The organism is Nitratireductor luteus, assembly GCF_026162365.1.
Lineage (GTDB): Bacteria > Pseudomonadota > Alphaproteobacteria > Rhizobiales > Rhizobiaceae > Chelativorans > Chelativorans luteus.
The window spans coordinates 330,273-339,037 of record NZ_JAOANW010000008.1; the positions used below are offsets into that span (position 1 = coordinate 330,273).

Genomic DNA, 8,765 nt, shown 5'->3' on the forward strand with positions numbered 1-8,765 from the left:
TTGGGAGGAACCATGAAAGATCTGACACCCAGGAAGGAAGAACTCGACCCGATCGAGACCGCCTCGCGCGACGAGATCGCCGCGCTGCAGCTCGTGCGGCTTAAATGGTCGGTCAAGCACGCCTATGAGAATGTCCCGCATTATCGAAAGAGCTTCGATGACGCCGGCGTCCATCCCGACGATCTGAAGCAGCTATCCGATCTTTCCAAATTCCCTTTCACGGTCAAGACGGACCTGCGCGATAATTATCCTTTCGGCATGTTCGCCGTGCCGCGCGAAAAGGTGGTGCGCGTCCACGCCTCCTCCGGCACCACCGGAAAGCCCACGGTCGTCGGTTACACGGCCAACGACATCAACGTGTGGGCGGACTGCGTGGCGCGCTCTATGCGCGCTTCGGGCACCCGGCCCGGCGACATCGTTCATATCGCCTATGGTTACGGGCTTTTCACCGGCGGCCTTGGGGCGCATTACGGCGCCGAGCGCCTCGGCTGCACGGTGGTGCCCGTCTCCGGCGGCATGACGGCGCGTCAGGTGACACTGATCGAGGATTTCGGCGCCAGCACGATCATGGTCACGCCCTCCTACATGCTCTCGATCCTGGACGAATACCACGCGCAGGGACGCGATCCCCGCCAGAGCCCGCTCCAGATCGGCATCTTCGGAGCCGAACCATGGACCAACGCCATGCGCCAGGAGATCGAGCAAGCCTTCGACATGCATGCCGTGGACATTTACGGCCTTTCGGAAGTGATGGGGCCGGGCGTGGCCAATGAGTGCGTGGAAACAAAGGACGGCCTGCACATCTGGGAGGATCATTTCTATCCCGAGATCATCGACCCGGAGACCGGAGAGCCCCTGCCCGATGGCGAAAAGGGCGAACTCGTCTTCACCTCGCTCACCAAGGAAGCCTTCCCCATCATCCGCTATCGCACGCGCGACCTGACGCGCCTTCTTCCAGGCACCGCGCGCTCCATGCGCCGCATGGAAAAGATCACCGGCCGCTCCGACGACATGATGATCCTGCGCGGCGTCAATGTGTTCCCCACGCAGATCGAAGAACAGATCCTGACCGTCGACGGCCTGGCGCCCCATTTCCAGATCGAGCTGACCCAGGAAGGCCGCATGGATGCCATGACCGTTCATGTGGAGACACTTTCGGCCGAGATCGCGGAAGAGCTCCGCGCCGCCGCCTGCCGCCAGCTCTGCGACCGCATCAAAGACGTCATCGGTGTCACCGTGCGCGTCAACGCAACGCCGCCCGGCGGCGTCGCCCGCAGCCAAGGCAAGGCCGTGCGCATCGTCGACAACCGGCGGAAAGGGTGAAGAGGATGTTTTCAAAGTCGGCGCTGCCCCTCGAATGCGGTGCATTCTGATGGCCCGCACGCGCGCCAAGGACTACGACGACAAGCGCGACGCCATCCTGCATGGCGCGGCCAGCGTCTTCGCGCGTGATGGCTACGACCGCGCCTCGATGGCCCAGCTCGCCGGCGAACTCGGCGTCTCCAAGGCCCTTCTGTACCACTACTACAATTCCAAGGAAGCGCTGCTCTACGACATCATCGCCAATCATCTGGAAGCCCTGGTGGAGGCGGTGGAGGCAGCCGACGATGAGGACCTCGCGCCCGACGAGCGGCTGGAAGCGCTGGTCACGGCCCTTCTGGAAGCCTATCGCGACGCAGACGACGAACATCGCGTGCAGCTTTCGGGCCTGCGCCTCCTGCCGGAGGCCGAGCAGGATGAGCTCAAGGCGATGGAACGCCGGCTGGTGGGGATGTTCGCCCACGCCGTGCACAAGCTGAATCCGGCCGCGTTCGACAGGTCCGCACTTCTCAAACCCGTTACCATGAGCCTGTTCGGCATGCTGAACTGGTTCTACATGTGGTTCCGCGACGGGCGCGGCATATCGCGGCGGGACTATGCCCGCCTGGCCACCCACATGCTGGTCAGCGGCGTCACCACGCTTGATCGGGCGCGGCTCGTCAAGCACGATTGACAAAGGCGGCGGCACCCGACGAACACCTTGCCCACCCCTCTCCGCCGTGGCATGAGCATGGCATGGACGTATCCAGCGATCGCGCAGCCGCAGCTCTCGAAGCACTCATCGCACGTCTGCATGGCCGTGGCCGCCTGCGGGTCTGGTCGCTGGTCATCACGCTGTTCGGCGACGCCATCCTGCCGCGCGGCGGCGAAGCGCCGCTGGCGCTGATCCAGGATGTCATGACCCGGCTCGGCATCGAAGCCGGCGCCGTGCGCACCGCCATGTCGCGCCTCGCCGCCGACCACTGGGTCGAGCGGGAGCGGCGGGGCCGCAATTCCTATTTCCGGCTCGATGCGCGCGGCCGCCACGCCTTCGACCTCGCCACCCGGCGCATCTACGCCGCCGGCCCGCCAGCCTGGGACGGCTCCTGGACCGTCGCCATCGCCACCGCCAGCCCAGCCGCGAACGCCGCCGCGGAACTCACAGAGAACGGCTTTCTGAAACTGGCCGACAACATCTTTCTCTGCCCTCGCGCACTGCCCGAACAGAACGGCCTGCGGGAAGTCCTTTCGGACATGCTCGTCATCCGCGGTTCGAGCGCCGAGCATCCCGAGCAGTTGCGCAACCTGTGGCCGTCACAGGACATCGCCAATGCCTATCGCGATCTTCTGAAATCGTGGATGCCTTACGCCTTCGAGCTGGAACAATCCTCCCCGCCGCCTGCGTTGGACGCAATGGCTGCCCGCACCTTGCTCATTCACGACTGGCGCCGCATCGTGCTGCGCGATCCCGGCCTGCCTGCCGCGCTCCTGCCCCGCAACTGGCCCGGCGAGGAAGCCCGTGCAATGGTCGCCGGCATCTATGGTAAGCTGGTCGCAAACAGCGAGCGCTGGCTGGACGAGGCGGGCCTGCCCGCCCAAACGAAGCGGGCAGCCTTCGCCGCCCGCTTCTGCGACATCAAACCGTAGCCGCAAAACCCAACAGCAGACCGCCCGTTATCATGCTGTTTCCGATGAAGGCGTTAACGTGCTCCACGCGCTCCGGCCCCTGGAACGACCAGAAATTATGGAACAGCACCGTAGCCAATACCATGAAGACGCAGAGCGCAGCGACGGCGGGGCCGAGCCCAATGCCCGCCGCAAAGGCCGCCCCGCCCGCAATTTGCGTGGCAATGGCGACTGCGAGACACAAGGTAGGCACGGGCAATCCCGTCTTTCGAACGATCTCCGTCAGAAACGCGAACGCCCTGATATTGCGCACGCCCGCAACCACGAAGGCGCCGCCTATCAGCAACCGCCCCAGCGCTGCGATCGTTTCAGTGTTTTCCAGCACGTCGTATCTCCTGTCGCGAATGCCCCGTATTCGGCTCGTCGGGCCCGGTTGCTTTACGATGACTGCTTGTCAGATGCCGGCATGAGGTCATGCCGCGATTGCTTCCACGGGATGGATCGTGCGGAAGGAGACGCAGAGCCTGTTCCAGATGTTGATCATCGACACGGCGACCGTCAGCTTGACCAGTTCCTCCTCCGAGAAATGCTCGCGCGCATGCGCGAATAGCGCATCCTCCACCGGTCCGTTCGAAAGCTTCGTCACCGCCTCCGTCCATTCGAACGCGGCGCGCTCCCGGTCGGTGAAAAGCGGCGATTCGCGCCAGGCGGCGACCAAATAGAGGCGCTGCTCGCTCTCCCCGTCGCGCCGGGCCTCCCGGCTGTGCATGTCCACGCAGAATGAGCAGCCATTGATCTGCGATGCCCGCAGCTTGATGAGATGCAGGAGGTTCTTCTCCAACCCCGATTGCTCCACGGCTTCGTTCAGCGCGACGACGGGCTTGAGGATCTCGGGCGCAGCTTTCCAGTAGTTGAGACGCGGTTGCATCGTCATTCCTTTCCGTTGGTTTGTGAAAATTCAGGGTCTTTGATGGCGCGCGACAAAGGCGCAGCCGAACTCGATGGCGCGCGGATCGGCATCCGCCTGATAGCCGGCGATCACGTCTGAAAGGCGTGTTTTGGCGAGTTCGTCGCGCCACGCCTTCTCGGCCCGCAGCATAGCGGCATTGATGCCGCAGGGCTTTCGATAAGCCGAAGGCTCCAGCGCACCAGGCCCGCGCTGCCTGATTTCGGCGCAACGAAATGCCGGCCGCGGACCCTCGATGGCGATCACTATGTCCAGCAGGCTGATACGCCCCGGCGATTTCGCCAGCCGGTAGCCGCCATGCGGGCCGGAAACCGACTCGAACACCCCCGCCGCCGCCAGCACCTTCAGGTGCTTGAGCAGATAGCTCGGCGAAAGCCCATGATATTCGGCCAGCGCCGAAGCCGGCAGCGTGCGGCCCTCCTCGAGGCCCGCAAGCAATGTGGCGCAATGGATTGCGGCTTCGACGCCCTCGCCGAGTTTCATGGCTTCACCTCATTCGCGGATAAAATATATCCTGGATATTCTGTATCTTCAATGAGGATGGCCATTCCTGCTGACAAGCTGCGCCACGCTCTCCAGAAACGGAAGACAGATCAGATGCTTGTCCGTAAATTGTCCTGACAGAAGCAAGGGACGCCCCGGGAGCGTGTCTTTACCGTTCAGGCATGGATCCTCGGGTCGGGCCCGAGGATGACGGACCTTTGAGGGATTTGGCCAATCGCCGGCGTTGATGACTGGAACCAACCTCCCCGCCTTCGTCATCCTCGGCCTTGAGCCGAGGATCCATGCCTGAACGGCCAATCATTCGCACCGTCCATCTGCCACCGCTCGCATCACCCATACGAAAAAGGCGCCCGCGCAAACGCAGACGCCTTGGCGAAGTAGCAAGCGGTCACCCTTACTCCAGCCCCTACTCCGCAGCAGCCTTCATGGGGTTGTTGGGATGCATCGTCCAGTTCGCATAATCGGCCGATACCGGCTGACCCGTGCGCTTGTCCAGTGCACCGGCGGCCAGCGAAACCATGTCGATGCAGTCCTCAACGGGACATACATTGACGCAGAGATTGCAGCCTACACACTCCTCCTCGATCACCTCAAATCGGCGAACGCCGTTCACCGTCGCCGTGATCGCCTGGTGCGAAGTGTCCTCGCAGGCGATATGGCAGCGCCCGCATTTGATGCACAGATCCTGGTCGATTCGCGCCTTGGTGACGTAGTTGAGGTTGAGATACTGCCAGTCCGTCACATTGGGTGTGGCCCGGCCGATGATGTCGTCCAGCGTGGCATGGCCCTTCGCGTCCATCCAGTTGGACAGCCCGGCAGCCATCTCCTCGACGATCTTGAACCCATAGGTCATCGCCGCAGTGCACACCTGCACCGTTCCGGCTCCCAGCGCCAGGAACTCCGCCGCATCCCGCCAGGTGGTGATGCCGCCGATCGCCGAGATCGGCAGCCCCGCCGTCTCCGAATCGCGAGCGATATCGGCCACCATGTGCATGGCGATCGGCTTGACCGCCGGCCCGCAATAGCCGCCATGAGAGCCCTTGCCGTCGATGGTGGGTTCAGGCGCGAAAGTATCGAGATTGACGGCGGTGATGGAGTTGATCGTGTTGATCAGCGACACCGCGTCCGTGCCGCCCGCATACGCCGCCCGGGCTGGTTTGCGCACATCGGTGATATTCGGGGTCAGCTTGGTGATGACGGGCATGCGCGTATTTTGTTTGCACCAGCGCACCACCATCTCGACATATTCAGGCACCTGGCCCACGGCCGAGCCCATGCCGCGCTCGCTCATGCCGTGCGGACAGCCGAAATTAAGTTCTATGCCGTCGGCCTCCGTCTCCTCGACCAGCGGCAGGATAGCCTTCCAGGCCTCCTCCTCGCACGGCACCATCAATGAGACGACAAGCGCCCGGTCGGGCCAGTTTTTCTTGACCTGCTTGATCTCGCGCAGGTTCACGTAAAGGTCCCGGTCGGTGATGAGCTCGATATTGTTGAGCCCCAGAAGCCGCCTGTCTGCGCCCCAGATCGCGCCGTAACGCGGACCGTTGACATTGACGACGGGAGGCCCCTCCTCACCCAGCGTCTTCCAAACCACGCCGCCCCAGCCCGCCTTGAAGGCACGCTCGACATTGTAGGCCTTGTCCGTGGGCGGCGCGGACGCCAGCCAGAAGGGATTGGGCGATTTGATTCCGAGAAAATTGCTGCGAATGTCGGCCATGGGTTTGCTCCTCAGCCCATCAATGCTTGATGGATGCTCTCCGCCGCGTCGCGCCCCTGCGCGACCGCGGATACGGTCAGATCGTCGCCGCCGGCGATGCAGTCGCCCCCAGCCCAGACTTTCGGCAGCGATGTGCGACCTTCGCCATCGATCCTTATGCGGCCACCCTCGAGCGCGATTGCGGCGCCGCTTCCATTGAGCGCCCCGGCCTCGAAGGATTGACCGATCGCCTTGAACACCTGGTCAGCTTTGAGCGTCAGCGTCTCGCCGGTCCCCTCGAGCCGGCCATCGGCAAGCCGCGTATATTCGAGCTCAATGCCTGTCACCTTGCCGTCCTCCGCATTCACCCGCTTCGGCAGCAGCCAATGCCTGATGATGACGCCCTTGGACGCCGCCAGGTCCTGTTCGTACACCGATGCGTTCATGTGCTCGCGCCCGCGGCGGTAGCAGATGGTCACTTCCTCGGCCCCCAAGAGTCGCGACTGTATGGCGGCGTCGATCGCGGTCATGCCGCCGCCGACGACGACGACGCGGCGGCCTATCGGCAGTTCCGAAAGGTCCTTCGCCTGCCGCAGCGTGGCGATATAATCGACGGCGTTGCCGACGCCATCAGCCTCCTCGCCTTCCGCCCGCAAGGCGTTGACGCCCGCCAGCCCCATGCCGAGGAAGACGGCGTCGTGTTCGGCCGCGAGCTGGCTCAGCGAAAAATCCCGCCCCAGCGCCTTGCCGTTGACGATCTCCACTCCGCCGATGGCCGTTACATAATCCACCTCGTGCTGGGCAAAATCCTGCGGCGTCTTATAGGCGGCGATACCGTACTCGTTCAGCCCGCCCGCCTTGGGCCGCGCCTCATAGATCGTGACGTCGTGGCCGTACATGGCCAGGCGATGTGCGCATGCAAGGCCCGCCGGCCCCGCACCCACCACAGCCACGCGCTTGCCTGTTGGCGCTCCTCTTTCGTAGAACTGCTTGCCCGCCATCATCGCCGCGTCGGTGGCGAAGCGCTGCAACTGCCCGATCTTGACGGGCTTGCCCTCCGCCTCCTCGCGCACGCAGACTTCCTCGCAAAGCGTCTCCGTCGGGCACACGCGGGCGCACATGCCGCCGAGAATGTTCTGGTCGAAGATGGTCTTCGCCGCGCCCAGCGCATTGCCGGTAGCAATTTCTCGGATGAACAGCGGTATGTCGATGGAGGTCGGGCATGCGTGCATGCAGGGCGCGTCGTAGCAGAAGTAGCACCGGTCGGCCTCGACCAGCGCTTCATGCCGGTCCAGCGGCGGATGCAGATCCGCGAAATTGTGCGAATAGTGCTCAGGCGAAAGGCGCCCCGGCACGATACCGTCAGCATATTGACGATCAGTCATTCCGTTCCCCTTGCTCTTCTTGTTGGGGAAAGGCTAGCGCAACTTTAATTTTTTATCAATCGGTCAAAATTTTTGCGAAGCCGGGAAAAACCGCCACCAGGGGCGGCCGTGGGCAAACAAGACGCCTGGGCGTCAGCGGAAGACCTGGAACGAGGAAATCTGGTCGTTGCGCTGATCGCCGACATAGGGCACGTCACGATTGTATTCGGTGCACCAACCGCCGAAGTTTTTGTGTTCGCAAACGGCGACGCCCGTCCAGCCAGTGATCCGGATCGAAGAAATGCGATCATTCCAGGCAGGCGGCACGAGCCAGCTTGCTTCACCGGGCCTGGCACAGAAGCTCGCCCCACGGAAATCCCTGTGCTCATAGAAACAGACCTGGCTGCGCGGGGGCCGCGGACGGTATCCGTCCCACCCGTCGTTCCAACCTGGGCCACCGCCCCAGCCGGGACCTTCCCAATCCGGCCTGCCACCACCAGGCCGCCTGCCGTCGATGCGGAAGGAAGAGATGGCGTCGTTCCGGTTCCCGAACAGTTCCACGACATCGTCGCGATACTCGTCGCACCAGCCGCCGAAATCGCGGTGCTCGCAGACGACAACTCGGGCTCCCCGCCCCACGCTGATGGAGGAGACGCGGTCGTTCCAGTCCCGGCTTACCAGCCGCGATGCCTGCCCCGTCCGTGCGCAGAAGTAGCGCCCCTGGAAGCCGCGATGCTCGAAGAAGCAGACGTCACCGGGCGCGGCAAAGGTGACATTCAGCGCCTGCGGTCGATCGCCTTGCCAGACGGCGGGCGCCGCCTCGGCGGCATTGAGGCAGCCAATGGTGGCAGCCAGGACTGCCGCAAGGACCGCAAGTCGGCGCAGCGGAATCAAATAGCTCATGAAATAGCTCCACACGATATATGCCCGCCGAACCAATGAGGCATCGACGCGCACACCGCCAGACAAATTCGATGTCAGCGTTATCGCCGACAATTCTATTCAAGCCCTGGCCGCTCACATACGCGGGGCACGTAGCGCCTGGTAGAATTGATAGGACGCTATCGCATCTTTGCGGCCCGGGCCGAGCTCCACCGCGTCCCTGTCGAGAGGCTAGCGCAACTTCGATTTTATCAATCGGTCAAATGTTGGAGTACCGTCGAACGAAAACGACCGCCCCGTTAGTCTTACTGTGTCATAAAACTGTTTTGGCAGCATGGACATCGTGGCAGCCGCCGCGCCAAGGCGTGGGCGAGCCTAATCCTGATGGTGGCGATGGAGTTGGTGACGTGGCGTTCGGGACGCAGCG

The 8,765-nt window shown here is 63.3% G+C and carries 9 protein-coding genes; 3 read left to right on the forward strand and 6 right to left on the reverse strand.

Annotation, left to right across the window (positions count from 1 at the left end; all coding sequences use genetic code 11):
- The first annotated feature begins 12 nt into the window (after positions 1-12).
- The 3 genes from paaK to N1058_RS14030 all read left to right on the forward strand — a co-directional run bounded on the left by paaK (position 13) and on the right by N1058_RS14030 (position 2,946).
- Positions 13-1,323, forward strand: a complete 1,311-nt coding sequence (gene paaK, locus N1058_RS14020) for a phenylacetate--CoA ligase PaaK (RefSeq protein WP_265518186.1) — start codon at positions 13-15, stop codon at positions 1,321-1,323.
- Positions 1,324-1,372: 49 nt separating this feature from the next.
- On the forward strand, positions 1,373-1,993 hold the full coding sequence (locus N1058_RS14025) for a TetR/AcrR family transcriptional regulator (protein WP_265518187.1): 621 nt from the start codon (positions 1,373-1,375) through the stop codon (positions 1,991-1,993).
- 62 nt (positions 1,994-2,055) lie between these two features.
- Positions 2,056-2,946: a PaaX family transcriptional regulator gene (locus N1058_RS14030; RefSeq protein WP_265518188.1), complete on the forward strand. Its 891-nt coding sequence runs from the start codon at positions 2,056-2,058 to the stop codon at positions 2,944-2,946.
- On the opposite strand, the gene N1058_RS14035 is transcribed toward N1058_RS14030, so the two are convergent.
- The 6 genes from N1058_RS14035 to N1058_RS14060 all read right to left on the reverse strand — a co-directional run bounded on the left by N1058_RS14035 (position 2,936) and on the right by N1058_RS14060 (position 8,359).
- Positions 2,936-3,310, reverse strand: coding sequence for a DoxX family membrane protein (locus N1058_RS14035; RefSeq protein WP_265518189.1), 375 nt, complete (start codon positions 3,308-3,310; stop codon positions 2,936-2,938). The two genes, N1058_RS14030 and N1058_RS14035, sit on opposite strands and share 11 nt — an antisense overlap.
- Before the next feature lie 87 nt (positions 3,311-3,397).
- A complete protein-coding gene (locus tag N1058_RS14040; RefSeq protein ID WP_265518190.1) occupies positions 3,398-3,853 on the reverse strand; it encodes a carboxymuconolactone decarboxylase family protein in 456 nt (151 codons plus the stop codon).
- A 30-nt stretch (positions 3,854-3,883) separates the two neighbouring features.
- Positions 3,884-4,375: an RrF2 family transcriptional regulator gene (locus tag N1058_RS14045; RefSeq protein ID WP_265518191.1), complete on the reverse strand. Its 492-nt coding sequence runs from the start codon at positions 4,373-4,375 to the stop codon at positions 3,884-3,886.
- A 427-nt stretch (positions 4,376-4,802) separates the two neighbouring features.
- Positions 4,803-6,113, reverse strand: coding sequence for an NAD-dependent dihydropyrimidine dehydrogenase subunit PreA (gene preA / locus N1058_RS14050; protein ID WP_265518192.1), 1,311 nt, complete (start codon positions 6,111-6,113; stop codon positions 4,803-4,805).
- 11 nt (positions 6,114-6,124) lie between these two features.
- Positions 6,125-7,477: an NAD(P)-dependent oxidoreductase gene (locus N1058_RS14055; protein ID WP_265518193.1), complete on the reverse strand. Its 1,353-nt coding sequence runs from the start codon at positions 7,475-7,477 to the stop codon at positions 6,125-6,127.
- A 132-nt stretch (positions 7,478-7,609) separates the two neighbouring features.
- The gene (locus N1058_RS14060) at positions 7,610-8,359 is read right to left on the reverse strand and encodes a peptidase inhibitor family I36 protein (protein ID WP_265518194.1); all 750 of its coding nucleotides are present in this window, start codon (positions 8,357-8,359) and stop codon (positions 7,610-7,612) included.
- Positions 8,360-8,765: the final 406 nt, after the last annotated feature.